The organism is Streptomyces sp. NPDC021562 (assembly GCF_040640875.1).
Classification (GTDB): Bacteria; Actinomycetota; Actinomycetes; order Streptomycetales; family Streptomycetaceae; genus Streptomyces.
On record NZ_JBFACN010000013.1, the window covers coordinates 1 to 18,666 of the forward strand.

14 protein-coding genes and 1 pseudogene are annotated in these 18,666 nt (G+C 72.2%); 9 read left to right on the forward strand and 6 right to left on the reverse strand.

The window, feature by feature from the left end:
• Nucleotides 1-50 precede the first annotated feature (50 nt).
• Both AB0G52_RS21060 and AB0G52_RS21065 read right to left on the reverse strand, forming a co-directional pair.
• The gene (locus tag AB0G52_RS21060) at nt 51-2,006 is read right to left on the reverse strand and encodes an N-acetylmuramoyl-L-alanine amidase (protein WP_132887386.1); all 1,956 of its coding nucleotides are present in this window, start codon (nt 2,004-2,006) and stop codon (nt 51-53) included.
• 225 nt (nt 2,007-2,231) lie between these two features.
• A complete protein-coding gene (locus AB0G52_RS21065; RefSeq protein WP_361337820.1) occupies nt 2,232-3,740 on the reverse strand; it encodes a M1 family metallopeptidase in 1,509 nt (502 codons plus the stop codon).
• A gap of 140 nt (nt 3,741-3,880) precedes the next feature.
• On the opposite strand from AB0G52_RS21065, the gene AB0G52_RS21070 reads away from it, so the two are divergent.
• Both AB0G52_RS21070 and AB0G52_RS21075 read left to right on the forward strand, forming a co-directional pair.
• Entirely contained in the window at nt 3,881-5,479 is a 1,599-nt protein-coding gene (locus tag AB0G52_RS21070; protein ID WP_361337822.1) for a peptide-N4-asparagine amidase, read from the forward strand.
• Nucleotides 5,480-5,647: 168 nt separating this feature from the next.
• Nucleotides 5,648-7,012, forward strand: coding sequence for a cation:dicarboxylase symporter family transporter (locus AB0G52_RS21075; protein WP_361337824.1), 1,365 nt, complete (start codon nt 5,648-5,650; stop codon nt 7,010-7,012).
• A 67-nt stretch (nt 7,013-7,079) separates the two neighbouring features.
• On the opposite strand, the gene AB0G52_RS21080 is transcribed toward AB0G52_RS21075, so the two are convergent.
• Complete coding sequence (locus AB0G52_RS21080; RefSeq protein ID WP_361337826.1) at nt 7,080-7,532, reverse strand: MarR family transcriptional regulator; 453 nt, start codon at nt 7,530-7,532, stop codon at nt 7,080-7,082.
• Nucleotides 7,533-7,628: 96 nt separating this feature from the next.
• On the opposite strand from AB0G52_RS21080, the gene AB0G52_RS21085 reads away from it, so the two are divergent.
• Nucleotides 7,629-9,440 carry an ABC transporter ATP-binding protein gene (locus tag AB0G52_RS21085; RefSeq protein WP_361337828.1) on the forward strand — a complete coding sequence of 604 codons (1,812 nt, stop codon included), beginning with the start codon at nt 7,629-7,631 and terminating at the stop codon, nt 9,438-9,440.
• Nucleotides 9,441-9,508: 68 nt separating this feature from the next.
• The gene (mltG, locus tag AB0G52_RS21090) at nt 9,509-10,378 is read left to right on the forward strand and encodes an endolytic transglycosylase MltG (protein ID WP_361337830.1); all 870 of its coding nucleotides are present in this window, start codon (nt 9,509-9,511) and stop codon (nt 10,376-10,378) included.
• A gap of 40 nt (nt 10,379-10,418) precedes the next feature.
• On the opposite strand, the gene AB0G52_RS21095 is transcribed toward mltG, so the two are convergent.
• Complete coding sequence (locus AB0G52_RS21095) at nt 10,419-11,495, reverse strand: NAD(P)-binding domain-containing protein (protein ID WP_361337832.1); 1,077 nt, start codon at nt 11,493-11,495, stop codon at nt 10,419-10,421.
• A gap of 92 nt (nt 11,496-11,587) precedes the next feature.
• On the opposite strand from AB0G52_RS21095, the gene AB0G52_RS21100 reads away from it, so the two are divergent.
• Nucleotides 11,588-12,016 carry a secondary thiamine-phosphate synthase enzyme YjbQ gene (locus tag AB0G52_RS21100; protein WP_361337834.1) on the forward strand — a complete coding sequence of 143 codons (429 nt, stop codon included), beginning with the start codon at nt 11,588-11,590 and terminating at the stop codon, nt 12,014-12,016.
• Between the two features lie 5 nt (nt 12,017-12,021).
• On the opposite strand, the pseudogene AB0G52_RS21105 reads toward AB0G52_RS21100, so the two are convergent.
• A pseudogene (locus AB0G52_RS21105) lies at nt 12,022-12,480 on the reverse strand (glycoside hydrolase family 76 protein); the annotation flags it as partial.
• A 316-nt stretch (nt 12,481-12,796) separates the two neighbouring features.
• Nucleotides 12,797-14,308, reverse strand: coding sequence for a glycoside hydrolase family 3 N-terminal domain-containing protein (locus AB0G52_RS21110; protein WP_361337836.1), 1,512 nt, complete (start codon nt 14,306-14,308; stop codon nt 12,797-12,799).
• Between the two features lie 284 nt (nt 14,309-14,592).
• Here AB0G52_RS21110 and AB0G52_RS21115 point away from each other — a divergent pair, with 284 nt between their 5' ends.
• The 4 genes from AB0G52_RS21115 to AB0G52_RS21130 are packed head-to-tail and all read left to right on the forward strand — an operon-like array spanning nt 14,593 to nt 18,666.
• Entirely contained in the window at nt 14,593-15,666 is a 1,074-nt protein-coding gene (locus tag AB0G52_RS21115; RefSeq protein ID WP_361337838.1) for a phytanoyl-CoA dioxygenase family protein, read from the forward strand.
• Nucleotides 15,648-16,955: a DUF6271 family protein gene (locus tag AB0G52_RS21120; protein ID WP_361337840.1), complete on the forward strand. Its 1,308-nt coding sequence runs from the start codon at nt 15,648-15,650 to the stop codon at nt 16,953-16,955. The genes AB0G52_RS21115 and AB0G52_RS21120 overlap by 19 nt, the downstream gene beginning before the upstream one ends.
• An 8-nt stretch (nt 16,956-16,963) precedes the next feature.
• A complete protein-coding gene (locus AB0G52_RS21125) occupies nt 16,964-18,142 on the forward strand; it encodes a type III PLP-dependent enzyme (protein ID WP_361337842.1) in 1,179 nt (392 codons plus the stop codon).
• 59 nt (nt 18,143-18,201) lie between these two features.
• Complete coding sequence (locus tag AB0G52_RS21130) at nt 18,202-18,666, forward strand: GNAT family N-acetyltransferase (RefSeq protein ID WP_132887685.1); 465 nt, start codon at nt 18,202-18,204, stop codon at nt 18,664-18,666.

Genomic DNA, 18,666 nt, shown 5'->3' on the forward strand with positions numbered 1-18,666 from the left:
CCGCCCGGCAGGGGCCGGGCGGCGTCCCACGGCTGCACCTCGGTGCCGTCCTAGTGGGACGGCGTGCCGTGTGTGTCCAGGAGGTCCACGTCGTTCGCCCTGACGTAGGCGAGTCGGTGGCCCAACTGGATCTCGTAGTACCTCTCGTGGCCCAGCACCACCGGTTGGGGTACGTCGGAGAAAGTCGACCTGTCGACGTAGGAGCCGCCTACGCCGGACTGGGTCACGTACCGCTGGCCCGCCCGGATGGTGTAGGGCAGCGGCGCCTCTTCCTCCTCCTCGACCCCCTCCGGGTAGGCGTCCGCCTCCGGGAGGGCGCGCCCGAACGCCGGGATCTCGGCCAGCCCCTCCTTCGGGGTCACCATGCGGCCGCTCGCGCCGACGGCCGTCGGGTGCGCGGCGGGGTTCTTGAACCACGCCTTGCCGCCCTGGTACCAGATCGCCGTCCACTCGCCGCTGCGGTCGGCGACGGCGAACGTCTGGCCGGTGGAGACGCGTGACCCGAGATCGCTGACGTCCTCCGTGGAGTCCTCGCCGTCCGGCCTGCGGCCGGGGTCCTGGATCAGCGGGGCGCTCTCGTCCGGCCGGGTGTACAGCCGTACGGCGCTGGAGCCGTGTGGCTGGCACCGCTTGCCGTCGCCCTCGCACCCCGTGTAACGGGGCTTGTGGGTGGCGTAGTCCGGCAGGATCATCACCATCGGGCTGTCCGGTCCGGCCGTCGCCTTCAGCGGGGCGCCGAGCAGGTCGAAGTAGTGCCGCCAGTCCCAGAAGGGGCCGGGGTCCTCGTGCATCTCGGGGATGGAGTCGGCGGTCGGCGCCGGCACGTTGTCATGACCGAAGATGTGCTGCCGGTCCATGGGGATGCCGTACTTCTTCGCCAGGAAGCGGACCAGGCGCGCCGAGGAACGGTACATCTGCTCCGTGTACCAGGTCCCGGGATGGGTGAGGAAGCCCTCGTGCTCGACGCCGATGGAGCGGGCGTTCACGAACTTGCTGCCGGAGTGCCAGGCCTCGTCCTTCGTCCTGACGTGCTGGGTGATGTGGCCGTCGCTGGAGCGGACGGAGTAGTGCCAGGAGGCCTCGGTCGGATCCTGCACGGTCCTGAACATGTTCGGCAGCGTCGACTCGGTGTCGTGGATGACGATGTACTCGATCCGCTGGTCCCGCGGCCGGTCGGCGAGGTCGTGGTTGCCGTAGTCGCCGTCGTCGTCGATCTCCTCGTAGGGCGCGGCGAGCCAGTCGCAGGACAGCTCGGGCGGGCACTCGACGTTCTTCGGCCGCGGTGCCGCCGGCGGGCCGGCATGCGGTCTGACGCCGGGGGAGGCGGGCAGGGTGACCTCCTGCCCCTCGGCGGTGGTCCGGTGCGCGCCCCGGCGGATCAGGCCGAAGACGTCGTTCGCGTAGGTGGCCGCCGAGGTCACGTCACGGGTACCGGGGAAACGTTCCACCGCCTGCCACCAGTCCTCGGGGCGGGTACTGAGCGGCTTGCCGAGATGCCGTTGCGCGGCAGCCAGCAGCGCCGCGCCGCCGCGCACGTTGGCGACGGCGTCCGTCCGCAGCTGTCCGGCCGGTACCCGGATCAGCCGTGCGGCGCGTTCCAGGCTCGCGGGCTGCACGGCGTGGCCGACGGCGGTGAACGCCGTCCCCGCGAGCGGGTCGTCGGATCGGCCGCCCGGGGCCTGCGCTCCCGGCGCCGGAGCGGGGGCGCCGCCGTGGTCGGCGGCCGTCAGGTGCATCGGCCCGTAGCCGCCCGCGACGCTCGGGGTGCCCGGGTGGGCGTCCCAGCGCGACTGCATGTACGAGACGCTCATGAGCACACTGCGCGGCACGTGGAACTCGCGCGCCGCGTCCGTGAAGGCGTTCTGCAGGCGCTGGTCCTCGGAGTCGTCGGCGCCGGAGGCCGGGAGGATCAGCAGGGGTGGCAGCAGCGCGGCCGCGATCAGGCAGGCCGTCAGACGGCAGGTCCGCAGGGCGCCGGGCACACGTGGAGCGACAGTTCTTCTCATACCAGAGGGTCTCCAACCGCTTGCTGAGGGTCTCCAACCACGCTCGTCGCAACCAGGGCAGAGGAGTCGCCGTCATGTCACCCCTCGTACGTTTCCGTGCCCGGCGCGGCACGGCGCGCCGAACGTCAACCGGGTGGACCAGCGCTCCGCCAGAGGCCACCCGGTCGGCGGGCACCGCCCCGGCATCCGGACGCGGGCCGGGGGCGGGGCCCCGCGCTCGTCCTGTCAGTCCTCGACCGGGTCCACGTGCCAGTCGGGGTGACCGGGCATCGCGGGAGTGACCGGGCCGTACAGCCAAGGGGTCAGAAAGGGCGTCAGGTCCTCGCCCGCGACCTCCGAGGCGAGCGCGACGAAGTCCCGGGTGCCGGCGGCGCGGCCCCGGTACCTGGTCACCCAGGCGCGCTCGATCCGGTCGAACGTCTCGTCACCGACCTTCTCCCGCAGGGCGTACAGCACCAGCGCCGAGCCGTCGTACCGCATCACCTTGAAGAGCGTCGGCTCCGTGGGCTCGGCGGGCGCGCCGTCGTCGTGACGCCACTGGTCGTGCTGCTCGTACGCGGCCCGCATGGCGTCCGCCATGCGGGTTCCGCCGTGCTCGGCGGAGTACAGCCGTTCGTAGTACCGGGCATGACCCTCACTCAGCCACAGGTCCGACCAGCGCCGGATGGCGACGCTGTCACCCGTCCAATGGTGGGTCAGTTCGTGGACGAGGTTGCGTTCGGCGTCGACCGGGTCGCCCAGCAGGTCGTCCTTCGGCACGACGGACAGCGACTGCGTCTCCAGGGCCACCGGCAGGTCGGTGTCGCCGACGAGTACGCCGTAGCGGTGGAACGGGTACGGGCCGAGTCGCCGTTCCAGCCAGGCGAGGTGGTCCGGGGTGCGCGAGCGGGCGGCCCCGGTGTCCGCGACCAGGCCGTCCGGCACCACGTCCCGCAGGGGCAGCCCGTGCGGGCCCCTGCCGTCGGCGAACGTGAACTTCCCGATGGCCACCTGGACCAGCTGGGCGGCGATCGGTTCCTCGGAGTCGTACGTCCACCGCACCCGTCCGCCCGGCTGCCCGGTGCGGTCGACGAGCCGGCCGTTGGCCACCGCTCGCAGACCCGGCGGGGTGGTGATGCGGAAGGTGACCGGGGCGCGCAGGCTGGGGTGGTCGTTCACCGGGAAGACCAGCTTGGCGCCGTCGGGCTGAGCGTAGATCAGGGTGCCGTCGGGGGTGGGCACCCAGCCGTACTCCCGGATCGCGTCGCTGCGCTGCCGCCGTCCGGTGGGGTCCGCGGTGTAGGTGACGCGGACGGTGAAGGCGCCGCCGTGCGGGATCGGGTGCGCGGGTGTGACGACGAGTTCGTCCCCGTCGCGTACGGCGGTGGCCGGTGCGCCGTCGACGGTGACCCGGTGCAGGGTGTTGCCGGCGAAGTCCAGGTCGAAGCGGGACAGGTCCTGGGTGGCGGTGGCGGCGATGGTGGTGCCGGCCGGGAAGGGCGTCCCGGGTGCCCGCCAGTCGAGGTCGAGCGTGTAACGCCGGACGGTGTAACCGCCGTTGCCGTCCAGCGGCATGAGGGGGTCGCCGATGCCGGGGGCGCCCGGGGCGGGGGACAGGCCGGAGGGGCCGGGACGGGGGGAGCGGTGGCCCTCGCGCGGGAGGTCGGCGAGAACGGTGTCGCAGGTGAGGGCGACGGCCCCGCCGAGGGCGAGGGCCAGGGCCGCGCGGCGGACACGAGCGGTCGTGATCTGCATGGCAGCACTGTGGCACCAGAGTCAGGTCATAGCACTATATGTCCATAAAGGGTGCGCTCCGGGTGGGGGGCGCGGTGGCGTCTGACCGTCGGCCGGTCCGCCCGTTGCGGTCGGCCCGCGACTCCCCGTAGAACACCGGCATGAGAAGACGGATCGTCATGTCCATGATTGCCGGAGTAAGCCTCCTGGCGAGCGCGCTGCTCGGCACGGGTGCCCCCGCCGCCCGCGCGGCCGACGTGCCCGCCGAGTTCGGCACCGACTGGCACGACCCGGTCACCGCCGCTCCGCCGGTCTCCGTGCCCGAGCACACCAGGTCCTGCCGGGTCACGCTGGCAAAGGCGCAGTTCCGCGACTTCACGCCGTACCGGGGCACGTACACGCCCCCGCGGGGGTGCGGCGACCGCTGGAGCAAGGTGGTGCTGCGGCTGGACGGCAAGGTGAAGGGCCGTCAGTACGACCGGCTCGGCTATCTGCACGTCGGCGGCGTCGAGGTGCTGCGCACCTCCACCCCCGAGCCCTCCCCGGACGGCATCGAGTGGCACGTGGAGAAGGACGTCACCCGCTACAGCGACACCTTCCGCGGCGCCCAGGACGTCGAGATGCTCATCGGCAACGTCGTCGACGACACCTACACCGGCGTCATCGACGTCAAGGTCACCCTCACCTTCTACGCCGGACGCCCGGGGACCGCACCGCCCGACAGGGTGCTCACCCTCGCCGACGGCGGCACCACCCTCACCACCCCGCGCAACAGCGAACGCGTCGTCGCCGAGGTGTACGCCACCGGGTCCGGCGGCGGCTGCGAGGAGTTCTGGTACCTGACGGTGGCCGATCCGGCGTCGTACTCCTGCAAGGCGGACCAGGGGCCCTACCGGGAGGTGCGGATCGAGGTCGACGGCCGGCCGGCCGGAATCGCCGCGCCGTTCCCGAACGTGTGGACCGGCGGCTGGTCCAACCCCTACCTCTGGTACGTCGTCCCGGCCCCCCGGGCCTTCGACGTCAAGCCGATCGAATACGACCTGACCCCGTTCGCCGGACTCCTGAACGACGGCCGCCCGCACCGGGTCGGGGTCTCGGTCGCCGGCGTGCCCGAGGGCCGGGCCGGCTGGAGCACCCCGGTGAACGTGCTGGTCTGGCAGGACCCCCACCGCGCCCGGGTGACCGGCGGGCTCACCGGGACCACCGCCTCCGAGCCCGTCAACTCCTCGGTGTACACGCCGGGTACGGGGGAGTACCGGGTCGACACCGACGCCGGGCACCGGCTCACGGTCTCCGGATACGTCGACACCTCGCACGGCCGGGTGACCACCACCGTCAGCCGGACGCTCGCCAACACCTCCGTGCACCGCTGGAACGACGGCGAGACGACCGACGCCCTCGACGCCACCTGGACGGACGACCAGAGCGTCACCGTGCGGGCGGGCGGCGGGCCGCGGACGACGCGCACCCGGCTGACCTACACCATGAACGGCGCCGTCACCGTCGGCACGGACCACCGACTGCGCACCGAACTCGCCCTCGGCGACCGGGCGGCGGTCGCCGGGCCCGGGGGCGTCTGGTCGTGGTCGGACGACTCCTACCGCGGTGACGCCTCCTACCTCCTGGACGTCCCCCGCGACCAGCGGCACGCCGTCGGGACGTCCGGCGAGCGCTACCGGCGGTACGGGCCGGACGGGTGCTACGACCGTTCGCTGGCCACCGCCCAGGGGGTGCTGACGGAGGATCACACCGGCTGCTGAACCGAGTGGTGTGCGATGCGTCACTCGGCACGGGATTTACAAGGTTGACACACCGCGGTTTCGGACGGGAGAACGAAGGCCTTCAGAGTGATCGGCACGGAAGTCGCTTTCCGTATCGCAGAAGTCCCGCTCGGCTTCCGCGAGTCGACACCCCCACAAGGAGTGCCCGTGCCGCAGTCCGTACCGTCCCTGCCGCGACGCGTCGCACGCACGCTGCGTACCTCTCTCTTCGCGCAGGTCGCCTGCGCGCTCGTGCTCGGAATCGTCGTCGGGAGGCTGTGGCCCGGCTTCGCCGCGGACCTCCAGCCGCTCGGCGACGGTTTCACCCGGCTCATCGAGACGATCATCTCCCCGCTGGTGTTCTGCGTGGTCGTCGTCGGCATCGCCAAGGCCGGTGATCTGAAGGCCTTCGGCCGGATCGGGCTCAAGGCGCTGATCTGGTTCGAGGTGGCGAGCACGCTCGCGCTGGTCATCGGACTCGTCGCCGCCAACGTCGTCCAGCCCGGCTCCGGCATGCACGTCGATCCGGCCACGCTGAGCGCCAAGGCGGTCGACGCGAAGACGGGCGGCGGGTCGCTGCCCTCCACGACGGAGTTCGTCCTCAACGCCCTGCCGACCAGTTTCATGGGTGCCTTCGCCGAGAACTCGCTGCTCCAGGTGCTCGTGCTGGCGTGTCTGGTGGGCGCGGCCCTGCTGCACCTCGGGCACACCAGGGTGCCGCAGGTGCTGCCTGCCGTCGAGCAGGCCCAGGAGGTCATCTTCGCGATCGTCGGATTCGTGATGCGCCTCGCCCCGATCGCCGTCTTCGGTGCGATGGCCGTCCTGATCGGCCAGTACGGACTCGGTGTGATCGAGACCTACGCCAAGCTGATCGTCCTGTGCTACGCGGCCGCCGCGCTCTTCGTCGCCCTGCTCGCCGTCGCCCTCAAGGCGCTGACGGGGCTCAGCCTCTGGCGGTTCGTCCGCTACATCCGGGCCGAGCTGCTGCTCGCGCTCGGCACCGCCTCCACGGAGTCCGTGCTGCCGCGCGTGATGCAGAAGCTGCGCCAGGCGGGCGCGCGGGACGACGCGGTCGGCCTGGTGCTGCCCACCGGCTACTCCTTCAACCTCGACGGCGCCTCGCTCTACCTGTCCATCGGCACCCTGTTCATCGCCCAGGCCGTCGGCGTCGACCTGAGCCCGGGGCAGCAGATCACCGTCGTCCTGGTGCTGATGCTCACCAGCAAGGGCATGGCCGGCATCCCCGGCTCGGCCTTCCTCGCGCTGTCCGCGACCGCCTCCTCGCTCGGGGCGATCCCGGCCGGCGCCGTCGCCCTGCTGCTCGGCGTCGACCGCATCATGGACTCGATGCGTGTCGTCACCAACCTGCTCGGCAACTGCGTCGCGGTCTTCGCCGTCTCCCGCTGGGAGGGCGCGCTGGACGTCGAGCGGGCGCAGAAGGTGCTGGGCGGTGCGGTGGAGCCGGCCAGGGACCCGGACCGGGAGCCGGAGCCGGAGCAGGCGCCGGTCAAGGAACCGGTGCTCGACAGCTGACCGACGGCCCCGCGCCCCGGGCGGCTCCCTCCCGGACCTTCCGGGGAGGGAGCCGCCTGGGCGCGCCTCAGCAGTGCTTGGCCGCCACCGGCTGGTCGACCAGCGTGTCCAGCAGCCCGCCCAGCGCCTCCCGCTGCTCCGGCGACAGCGGTGCCAGGATCTCCGCCGCCGCGGCCTTCCGGGCCGCGTGCAGCTCGCTCAGGGTCGCGTGCCCGGCGTCCGTGATCTCGATCCGGGTCACCCGGCGGTTCGTCGGATCCGGCACCCGGCGCACCTGTCCGCTCGCCTCCAGACCGTCGACCAGCGTCGTCACCGCGCGCGGCACCACTTCGAGGCGCTCGGCGAGATCGGCCATGCGCGGGGGCGCGTCGTAGTGCGCGAGGGTGCGCAGCAGTCGGGACTGGGCCGGCGTGACACCCAGATCGCGCGCCTGGAGGTGGTGCTTCTGGATGCGCCACACGCGGCGCGTGAGGCGCAGCAGCTGTTCGGCGAGCGGGCCGTCGGGATCGGGGATGCTCATACGGGAACAATATCAGGACCATGTTCATTGTGAGTATAGGTAACAGTGAGCTATCCTCCGTGAGTCCGCACTCACCGCACCCCATCCGTAGGAGCCATGCCCCGAGACGAGATCAACTGGACCCCCGACGGCACTCCGGCCGGGCAACCCCGCCAGGTGCGCCGCATCCTCGCCCTCTTCCGCCCCTACCGCGGGCGCCTCGCCGTCGTCGGCCTGCTGGTCGGCGCCGCCTCCCTGGTGTCGGTCGCCACGCCCTTCCTGCTGAAGGCGATCCTCGACACCGCGATCCCGCAGGGCCGCACCGGACTGCTCAGCCTGCTCGCGCTGGGCATGATCCTCAGTGCCGTCCTCACCAGCGTCTTCGGCGTCCTCCAGACGCTGATATCCACCACCGTCGGCCAGCGCGTCATGCACGACCTGCGCACCGCCGTGTACGGCCGGCTCCAGCGCATGTCGCTCGCCTTCTTCACCCGCACCCGCACCGGCGAGGTGCAGTCCCGCATCGCCAACGACATCGGCGGCATGCAGGCCACCGTCACCTCCACCGCCACGTCCCTGGTCTCGAACCTGACCGGCGTGGTGGCCACCGTCGTCGCGATGATCGCCCTCGACTGGCGGCTCACCGTCGTGTCCCTGGTGCTGCTCCCGGTCTTCGTGTGGATCAGCCGCCGGGTCGGCAACGAACGCAAGAAGATCACCACCCAGCGCCAGAAGCAGATGGCCGCGATGGCCGCCACGGTCACCGAGTCGCTGTCCGTCAGCGGCATCCTGCTGGGCCGCACCATGGGCCGTGCCGACTCGCTCACCGCCTCCTTCGCGGACGAGTCCGAGCAGCTCGTCGACCTGGAGGTGCGGTCGAACATGGCGGGCCGCTGGCGGATGGCCGTGATCACGATCGTGATGGCCGCGATGCCGGCCGTCATCTACTGGGCGGCGGGGATGGCGCTGCGGACGGGCGGCCCGCAGATCTCGCTCGGTACCATCGTCGCCTTCGTCTCCCTCCAGCAGGGCCTGTTCCGCCCGGCCGTCAGCCTGCTGGCGACCGGAGTGCAGATCCAGACCTCCCTCGCGCTCTTCCAGCGCATCTTCGAGTACCTCGACCTGCCGATCGACATCACCGAGCGGGCCGAGCCCGTCCACCTCGACCGGGTGAAGGGCGAGGTCCGCTTCGAGAAGGTCGAGTTCCGCTACGACGACAAGGGCGGCCCCGTCCTCGACGGCATCGACGTCACCGTCCCGGCCGGCGGCAGCCTGGCCGTCGTCGGACCGACGGGCGCCGGCAAGTCCACGCTCGGCTACCTGGTCCCGCGGCTCTACGACGTCACCGGCGGGCGGGTCACCCTCGACGGGGTCGACGTCCGTGACCTCGACTTCGACACCCTCGCCCGCGCGGTCGGCGTCGTCTCCCAGGAGACGTACCTCTTCCACGCCTCGGTCGCCGACAACCTGCGCTTCGCCAAGCCGGACGCCACCGACGAGGAACTGCACGCGGCGGCCCGTGCGGCGCAGATACACGAGCACATCGCCGCCCTGTCCGACGGCTACGACACGGTCGTGGGCGAGCGCGGTCACCGCTTCTCCGGCGGTGAGAAGCAGCGGCTGGCCATCGCCCGCACCATCCTGCGCGACCCGCCGATCCTGATCCTCGACGAGGCGACCAGCGCTCTGGACACCCGCACCGAACGCGCGGTCCAGGACGCCATCGACGCGCTGTCGGCCAACCGCACGACGATCACCATCGCCCACCGGCTGTCCACGGTCCGGGACGCCGACCAGATCATGGTCCTCGACTCCGGACGGGTGGCCGAACGCGGCACGCACGAGGAACTGCTGGAACTCGACGGGCGGTACGCGGCCCTGGTGCGCCGGGACGCCCGACTGGAGACGGCGGGGCAGCCCGCGGCGTGAGGACGGGGCTCCGCCGACAAGCAGAAGATATGCCGGGTTTGAGGGTGTCTGCGGGCTAATGTGCCCGCATGCAGATGAACTCTCCGGCATGCAAGCCGCGCCGACGGAACGCGATCCGGCTGACGCCCCGGGGCAGGCTCACCCTCCTCGCGGCCGGTCTCGTCGCGGCCGGCGCGGCCGTGGTGGTGCCGCTGCTGACCCTGCACGGCGCGGCGGACAGGCCCACGACCCTGGTCGTCCCGGAGGGCTGGCGCGCCTCCCAGGTGTACGACGCCGTCGACAAGGCCCTCGCCCTGCCCGCCGGCACCACCAGGCAGTCCGTCGGCAGCGCGGGACTGAATCTGCCCGGCGAGGCGGAGGGCAACCCGGAGGGTTACCTCTTCCCGGCCAGTTACCCGGTGACGCGGGACGCGACCCCGCAGTCCGTGCTGCGGTCCATGGTCGACACCGCCCACCGGCGGTTCGACAAAGCGCCTCTCGCGGCGGGCGCCCAGCGCGACGCGATGAACGTCTACCAGGCGGTGACCGTCGCCAGCATCGTCCAGGCGGAGGCCGCGAACAAGGCCGACATGGGGAAGGTGGCCCGGGTCGTCTTCAACCGGCTGCAGCGCGGGATGCCGCTCCAGATGGACGCCACCCTCAACTACGGCCTCGACCGCAGGACCCTCGACACCACCGTGGCGGACACCCGCAGCGACAGCCCGTACAACTCCTACCAGCGCATGGGTCTGCCGCCCACACCGATCGACAACCCGGGCGAGGACGCCATGCGGGCCGCCCTGAACCCCACACCCGGCGACTGGCTGTACTTCGTCACGGTCAAACCGGGCGACACGAGGTTCACCGCCGACTACGCGGAACACCAGCGCAACGTCGCCGAGTTCAACGCTCTGCGCGGCCGGGCGCGGCAGCCGTCCGCCTCCGGCGGGCCGCACTGAGCCGCCGCCCGCGCGTCAGGAGTGAGCCGCCGCCCGCGCGTCAGGCCGCGACCGGTTCCCCGGCCAGCAGCCGCCTGATGTCCCGGACGGCCTCGCGGCCCGCGCGGTTGGCGCCGATGGTGCTGGCCGACGGTCCGTAACCGACGAGGTGGACACGCGGGTCGGCGACCGCCCGGGTCCCCTCGACCCGGATCCCGCCGCCCGCCTCGCGCAGCCGCAGCGGCGCCAGGTGGTCGAGGGCGGCCCGGAAACCGGTGGCCCACAGGATGACGTCGGCGTCCACGTGCCGGCCGTCGTCCCAGTCCACCCCGTCCGGGGTGATGCGGTCGAACATCGGCTGCCGGTCGAGGACGCCGTCCCGCAGGCCCTGCCGGATCGCGTCGTTGAGCGCCAGCCCGGTGACCGAGACCACACTCCGCGGCGGCAGCCCCTGCCGTACCCGCTCCTCCACCAGCGCCACCGCGGCCCGGCCCGCGCCCTCGTCGAAGGGCCCCTCGCGGAACACCGGCGGACGCCGGGTGACCCAGGTGGTGGCCGCCGCGTACGGGGCGAGCTCCAGCAGGTGCTGGGTGCCGGAGGCGCCGCCGCCGACGACCACCACCCGCTTGCCGGCGAACTCCTCGGGCCCGGCGTACTGCGCGGTGTGCACCTGGCGCCCGCGGAAGGTCTCCTGGCCCGGATACCGGGGCCAGAACGGCCGTTCCCAGGTGCCGGTGGCGTTGATCAGCGCCCGCGTGGACCAGTTCCCGGCGCCGGTCTCCACGAGCAGTCGCCCGTCCTCGCCCTCCCGTACCGCGCGGACGTCGACGGGCCGTCGTACCCGAAGGTCGAAGGTGCGCTCGTAGTCGGCGAAGTACGCGCCGACGACCTCCGCGGACGGCCGCGCGGGATCGGCTCCGGTCAGCTCCTTGCCCGGCAGCGCGTGCATCCCGTGCACCTTGCCGTACGTCAGCGACGGCCACCGGAACTGCCAGGCGCCGCCCGGGGCGGGGGAGCGGTCCAGGACCACGAAGTCACGGTCCGGCGCGAAGCCGGTGCGCCGCAGATGATAGGCGCTGGACAGACCGGCCTGACCGGCGCCGATGACGACCACATCGACCTCGCGCACGTTGTTCACGCTCCTGCCAACCAGGGGGTGGGCGCGGATCTTCCCGCACGGCCGCACGGCCGCTCGGCCGGGCGGGCCGGCGGATGGGTCAGGATGGAGGCATGTCGGATGCCTTCACCACACGAGTACTCAACGTCGCCACCGGTTCGCGGGAGCGGGTCGTCGACCTGACCGCCGACTGCGAGGCCTTCCTCCGCGAGGCGGCGGACGGCCGCGACGGACTGCTGAACATCTTCGTCCCGCACGCCACGGCCGGCATCGCGGTCCTCGAGACCGGCGCCGGCAGTGACGACGACCTGCTGGCCGCGCTGCACACCCTGCTCCCCGCGGACGACCGCTGGCAGCACCGGCACGGCAGCCCGGGCCACGGCCGCGACCACGTCCTCCCGGCGATCGTGCCGCCGCACGCCACCCTCCCGGTGATCGACGGCCGTCTGGAACTGGGCACCTGGCAGTCGGTGTGCCTGGTCGACACGAACCGGGACAATCCCGAGCGGAAGGTGCGGATTTCCTTCCTGGCGGGTTCCTGACTCCGTCAGGGCGCCGCGTCGAGCAGGTCGAGGGCGCTCTGCTGGCGTGCGGCGTCCACCTGGTCGAGCGGCCCGTACCAGCGCAGCCCGTACTGGTCGAGGGCGTTGCGGTCGTTCGCGTGGGCGCTGTCCGCCTGGCGTTCGAGGTACGCGGTGTACGGGTGGTCCGGCAGCACCGAGTCGAGCCTGCCCAGGCCGCGCACGTCGGCACCCTTGAAGGACGGCCCGTCGGCTCCGCAGTCACCGCTCTCGCACGGGTCGCGCAGGATGCCGCCGGAGGTGTGGAGCAGCGGGGTCGTGGTGGCGGCGTCGGCGATCTCCCGTGCGCGGGTGAGCAGTCCGCCGTCGCCGGTGGCCCGGTACAGCTCGGTGAGCGCGCCGAGCAGCACGCCCTGGTTGTACGACCAGACGGTGCCCCCGTTGTTGCCGCAGGTGGACAGGTCGACACCGTCGTTGACCAGGTGGACGCTCGCGGTGACCGGTGCCCGGTCGTCTGGGGAGAGCGCGGGGTCCCGGGCGTCGCAGTACCTGTTGCACACCGCTGCCGTCGCCGAGGTGCCGGCGGCCGCCGCGGGGGGCGTGACCGGCACGAGGACGGTGAACAGCGCCAGGGCGAGTGCCGCGGCCGGCCGGCGCTGGAGACGGCCTCGCGGCCTCGGTACGGGGGGCATGGAACCTCGCTGCTTCGAGGGGCGGGGTGGGAGCGCTCTCGGAACGTAGGCAAGTGCCGGGGAGGCGTCAACGCGGCTCGGGGGTAAGGACGTTGCACTCAGGTCTGCACTAAAGGGCACCCGCGAGCACCTCGGCGGCGGCGATTCCGGAGGCGGCCGTGGCGCCGTGGGTGAAGATCTGGGCGGCCGAGGGGACCACGGTGCCCGGCAGGCCCATCTCCACCACGATCGCGTCGGGCCGGGCGGCGACCAGTTCCGTGAGGGCCCGTGCCATCCAGGCGTGCCGGGCGGCGTCGCGGACCACCACGACCAGCGGCCGTCCCGACGCGGGTGCCAGCGCCCGCGCCTCCAGCGCGGTGGCGCCGGTGCGCAGGTCCTCGTGGCACACCCGGGCGGACGTGGTACCGGGCAGCCGTTCCCCCAGCGGGGCGGCCACGCCCCACGGGGTCTCCGCGCCGATGGCCAGGTTGGTGCTGGGCGCCAGTTCCACCACGTGCGGCGCGGTGACCAGCGGCAGGACCTGGCGCACGGCCCCGGTCAGGCGGATGGCGCGGCGGGCCGCGGCGAAGCCGATGCCGCCGGCACCCCAGGCGGTGGCACCGGCCGGACTGAGCGCCGCGGACCAGGTTGCGAACTCCCGGACCCGCGCGCTCGCCTCCGCGAGCCGCTCGGCCGGCAGCTCACCCGAGCGGACGGCGTCCACCAGGGCGTCCACCAGCTGGATTGCGGTGGCCTCCTGGGCGTTCTCGCCGCCGACACAGACGGCGTCGGCACCTGCGGCGACGGCCCTGACCGTGGCCCCGCCGATCCCGTAGGGGCCTGCCACGGCACCCATCTCGATGGCGTCGGTGACGACGACTCCCTCGAACCCGAGCTCCTGACGCAGCAGTTCGTCCAGGATGCGCCGGCTCAGGGTGGCGGGCAGTTCGGGGTCGTAGGCGGGGACCAGCAGGTGGCCGCTCATCACCGCGCGGACGCCCGCGTCGAGTGCGGCGCTGAACGGTGGCAGGGCCTGCTCGGCGATCCGCGCGCGGTCGGCGTCGTAGACGGGCAGGCCGTGGTGGGAGTCGACGGCCACGTCGCCGTGGCCGGGGAAGTGCTTCGCGCAGGCGGCGACACCGGCCGACTGGAGTCCCCGGATCCAGGCCCCGGTGTGCCGCGCCACCACCGTGGCGTCGACGCCGAAGGACCTGACCCCGATGATCGGGTTGTCGGGATTGGAGTTCACGTCGGCACTCGGTGCGTAGTCGAGGCTCACACCGGCCGCGTGCAGCTGCCGTCCCAGGTCGGCGGCGACCGCCTCGGTCAGCTCGGTGTCGTCGACGGTTCCGAGTGCGAAGTTGCCCGGCCGGGTGGAGCCGGTGGCCGACTCGATGCGGGTGACGTCGCCGGCCTCCTCGTCGATGGCGATGATCAACTCGGGATTCTCCGCGCGGAGTCGACCGGTGAGTCGGGCGACCTGCCGGGGCGTGACGATGTTGCGGGAGAAGAGCACGACCGAGGCGAGCCCGGCGCCGATCTCACGCAGCACCCAGTCGGGGGCCTCGGTGCCAACGAAGCCCGGCTGGAGGACGGAGCGTGCGAGCCGGCGCAACTCCTGGCTGTGCTTGCTGGAGACCATCGCGCATGCCCCTTCTGTTGGTACAGACCAATGGGTTTTCGCTCAGGCTAGCCGCACGTGTCAAGTAGGCCCGGATCGAGCCGCGTTGGCGAAAAGGCGCCCTCAACTGGGGTGTTTGACAGGGCCAGTTGGTCTAGTCCAAGTTGGTTGCACGCGAGTTCGAAGAGGGGCTGGTGTGGCCCGTGGTGCAGTGACCCTGCCGGAACGGTGCCCGCCCCTCACGCCGCGCAGTCGGCGACCCGTTTGGGGTCGCCGGTCCCCGAGAACGAGGTGTGGAGCACCGTATGCCCACGACTGACCGTTATCTCCATCGAGCCCCCTCGGACACCCCCTACTTCAGCTCGGACGGCGAGACCTACTTCGCCCCGACACCCCTGCGGGACCTGAAGAAGACCCGCCCCCTGCGCGTCCTGTCCGAAGAGGACTTCGCCTTCTGGCAGACCTACGGCTACGTGGTGGTCAAGCAGGCCGTCCCCGCCGCGGCGGCCCGCCGACTGCTGGACTTCGCCTGGGAGTTCCAGGGACTCGACCCCGAGCGACCCGAGACCTGGTACGAGGAGCGTGCGTACCGCTCCGACCTCGACCGGGAACTGCACATCTACGGCTTCGTCGAGGCCTACCAGCACCAGCTCATCTGGGACAACCGCCAGACCCGGCGGGTCTACGACGCGTTCGTCGACGTCTGGGACTGCGAAGAACTGTGGGTGACCCTCGACCGGCTCAACCTCAACCCGCCCAACATCAAGAACCGTGACCGCGCCCTGATCCCGCGCACCGACGAGGGATTCGACATCGAACTCCACTGGGACGTCGACACCACGCTCGGCGTACTGCCGCAGCGGGTCCAGGGGATCATCGCCCTGACCGACACCACGCCGGAACTCGGCGGCTTCCAGTGCTGCCCGGAGCTGTTCAAGCGGTTCGACCAGTGGAAGGTGTTCCAGCCGGCCGACCGCGACCCGATCCGGCCCAGGATCGACCGCTCCGAGTTCCCCGTGGTGCGCCCGGACATGGCCGCCGGCGACCTGCTGATCTTCAACGGCCTGCTGGCGCACGGCGTCGCACCGAACACCGCCGACCGCGAGGTGCGCGCGGTCCAGTACCTGTCGATGATGCCGGCGCTGGAGACCCACGAGACGCTCCGGCGCTCCCGCGTCGAGTCGTGGCGCACGCTCGCCACGCCCGACTGGAACGGGACGCTGCTGGGCGACGCCACCCGGCACGAGTCCCTGCGGTACGGCCGCGCCAGGCTCGACGAACTCGGCGCCAGGCTGCTGGGCCTCACGTCCTGGACCGGGGCGGACCTCGACGCGACGACACCGCCGGCCGGAGAAGAGACATGCGCCGCATCTGCCTGACCCTGCCGACCAACAGGCCCTGCGCGGCCACGATCACCGCCGTCGCCGACGAAGCGGCCTACGCCGTACGGCACTTCGACGCCGAGGTGCACCTGCTGATCCTGGACTCCTGCGCCGGACCGGCCCACGCACAGCACGCCGAGGCCGTGCGCCGGATGGCGCCGGATCCGCGGATCGTCGTACACCACCTCGACGAGGCGCGGCAGCGGGACTTCCTGCGGCGCGCGATCGAGCGCTCCGGCGCCATGAAGCCCGACCTCCTGCTGGACCTGATGCTCCCGGCCGGCCTCTCCTACGGCGCCTGCACCAACCGCGCCTTCCTGCTGGCCGCCGCGCTCGGCTGCGAGTCCGTCCACCGCAGGGACTCCGACAGCCGGTACCAGGTGGTGGACGGCGAGACCGTCTACCCCGTCCACCACGAACTGCTGACACTCGGCAGACGCGCCGCCGACGCCGCCCGCCACGTCACCGAAACCGCCCTGGCCGCCGACCACATGGACCGGCGGGTCGCGATGGTCGGCAGCTCCTTCGTCGGCGAACTGTCCGTGGACCTCGGCGAGATACTCCGCACCGACCCCGCCGTCTACCACGACATGGTCGGCCTGTGGGCGCCGCCGCACTGGTCCGGCGAACAGAAGCGACAACTCGTCGACGAGTCCTTCCGGGGCGCCGGCACGGATGCCTTCACCACGGACCACTCCACCCTCACCCTGGTCGACCCCATGCGCGTGGACATGTGCAACATCGCCTTCCACGGCGTGCACGAACAGGTGCCCCTGCCGCCCGCCACCGACACGATCGGCAGCGACTACTTCCTGATCCACCTGGTCCACGACGCCGCACTGCCGGGCGTCCTGCACAACCGGAACATCGTCAACTTCTACACCGGCGAACGCCGCACCGGCCCCGGGTTCACCGCGTACCAGCTGCGCTTCGTCAAGTTCCTGCTCTCGATGCTCTACTTCCACGACGTCTACGACCACATGGCACGGTCAGGCGCGTCGCTGCTCGACGGTGCGGGGCAGGTGCGCGCGTCCGCGGTGGCCCGGCTCGCCAGGCGGAGCGCGGGGCTCGACCGGAGCGAGAACGTCCGACGGCTCGACGTCCTCGACGCCTCCTACCGGGCACTGGGCGGCCGCTACGCCGAGTTCGCCGACCTCCTGGCGCAGCACCGCGAACGCCTCCTCGACGAGGCGCGCGGTGACATCGAGGACTTCGCCCTGCTGACCGAGGCGTGGGAGCCGCTGGTACGGGCCGCCGCGCGCACGCCCGTACCGCGGCGGCGGTGAGGGCGACGATGACGTACGAGTCCGCACCGCTGCTCGCCGCACTGGCGGGCGCCACCGAGGACCGGATCTTCTACGACCTGGCCGGCATCGAGAGCCGCTACGACACGCTCCGGGCCGAACTGCCGGGCGTGGCCGTCCGGTTCGCCATGAAGGCCTGCCCGGTGGACGAGGTGCTCACCCGACTCGCCCAGAAGGGCGCCGGGATCGACGGGGCGAGCCCCCGCGAACTGCGCCAGGCGCTGCGCGCCGGGGTACCGGTCGAAAGGACGCACTACGGCAACACCGTCAAGTCCGACCGGGACATCGCCGAAGCCCACCGCCTCGGCGTCCGGGACTTCGTGACCGACAGCGTCGAGGACCTGGCGGCCATCGCGGCCCACGCCCCCGGCGCCCGCGTGTTCTGCAGGCTGGCGACGAGCGGGGAGGGGGCCCTGTGGGGACTGAGCCACAAGTTCGGCTGCCCGCCCGCGGACGCGGTGCGGATCCTTGAGGCCGCCCGCGGGATGGGCCTGACCCCCTCCGGACTGTCCGTGCACGTCGGCTCCCAGCAGATGACGGCGGACGCCTGGCACCACGCCGTCGAGTGTCTCGCGGACGTCCTGACCGCCCTGGCCCGGCGCGGGATCGTCCTGGACCACGTCAACCTCGGCGGTGGTCTGCCGGCCATGGGATACCTCGACCGGTACGGCCGGCCCCTGGACCCGCCGCTGGACAAGATCTTCGCCGTCGTCCGTGAGGGAATGCGGCACCTGCGGAAGGTCCACGGCGAACACCTCGCGTTCGTGATGGAGCCGGGGCGCCACCTCGTCGCCGACCACGGGGCCGTCCGGGCCCACGTGGCCCGCCTGGCCGAGCGGCGCCGCCCGGACGGCGAGCACCAGTACTGGCTCTACCTGAGCTGCGGCAAGTTCAACGGCCTCTACGAGATGGACGCGCTGCAGTACCCGCTCCGCTTCCCGACCCACCACGGCGGCGCACACGTCCCCGCCGTGGTGGCGGGCCCCACCTGCGACAGCGACGACGCCTACCCCCAGGGACACGCCCTCGTCCAGGTCCCCCGGGAACTGGCGTCCGGCGACCCCGTGTGGGTGCTGTCCAGCGGCGCCTACGCGATCGGCTACACGACCCAGGGCTTCAACGGCTTCGCCCCCCTCCCGTACACCTGCGTCGGCGGAGCGCGCGCGTGAGCGGCGACGGCGTACGCATCCGCCCCATCGCCGACGCCGACTGGGACGTCATCGCCGCGATGGAGGCCCGGGCCTACACGCGACTCGGCCTCACGGAGGGACGGGCGGCCCTACGGTCCAGGGCGGACGCGTCACCGGACACCTGTTTCGTCCTGGACGTCGGCGCGCGGCCGGCCGGATACCTGCTGGCCCTGCCGTACCCGCCCTTCGCGTACCCGCCCCTCGAACGGACCGAAGAGCCCGCGACCCCCGCGCACCGGCACCGCACCAACCTGCACCTGCACGACATCGTCGTCGCGGAGCGGCTGCGCGGCAGGGGACTGGGACAGCGGCTCCTCGACCACCTGCTGCTGACCGCCCGTGCCCGCGGGTTCGAGCGGATCTCGCTGATCGCCGTGGGCCGCAGCGAGCGGTTCTGGTCGGCACGCGGCTTCACCGCCCACCCGGGGGTCGCTCCGGGCGGATACGGCGCGGACGCCGTGTACATGTCCCGCGTACATGCCCCGAGTGACGAAACGAGTTGA